1 protein-coding gene is annotated in these 581 nt (G+C 43.9%); it reads right to left on the bottom strand.

All coding sequences use genetic code 11. The annotated features are described in order from the left end of the window. Positions 1-528 (bottom strand): hypothetical protein (locus N1032_RS26720; RefSeq protein ID WP_259543693.1); only part of this gene is annotated, 528 nt, incomplete at its 3' end. Positions 529-581: the final 53 nt, after the last annotated feature.

The raw sequence follows: 581 nt of genomic DNA, 5'->3' as shown, positions 1-581 counted from the left end.
AGCGGAAAACTCACCTTTATTAGTAAACAGGTCTTTTTTATCACCGCTGTTAATCCATGCTTGAACGTCCAGCGGGTTAGCGCCTAAATCCTCCATATGATCAGCCTGTGCTAATCGGTCTGCCTTAGCCTGTAAAGCATAGGTAGCCGCTCCCGCTGCATGTGCGCCCTGTCCAACATTACCACCGCTGCTAAAATATGCTTCCATATAACTAGCCGCTGCTGTTAAACCTTGCTGTAACGGTGAGCTATCTACTTTCTCATATCTGTTACCGTTACGGGATGTAATATAATTATCATCCTCATCAGCACTATTTTTAGCCTCACGGTTAAATAGTTGAGCATCACGCTTAAACTGATCCTGTGAGCGGGTATCATTTGCAGGGTCTACAGAAGGTAAATCACCTGTAGGAGTTTTAGGGGCTAGTGATTGCCCCAATACGTTAGACTGTGACGGATTGTAATCACTACCACCAAAGCTAAGGCTATTATTGTTATCACTCTGATTTAAGAAATCCCATAGAGCCATTATTTACCCCCTCGTACTCGTTTAATAATATCCGGGATCTCTGGCTCTGGTTT

Origin of the sequence: Herbiconiux daphne, from assembly GCF_024979295.1 — a bacterium.
Taxonomy (GTDB): Bacteria; Actinomycetota; Actinomycetes; order Actinomycetales; family Microbacteriaceae; genus Herbiconiux; species Herbiconiux daphnes.
The sequence above is the reverse complement of the archived record's forward strand: the minus strand, read 5'-3'. Positions and strand labels throughout refer to the sequence as shown.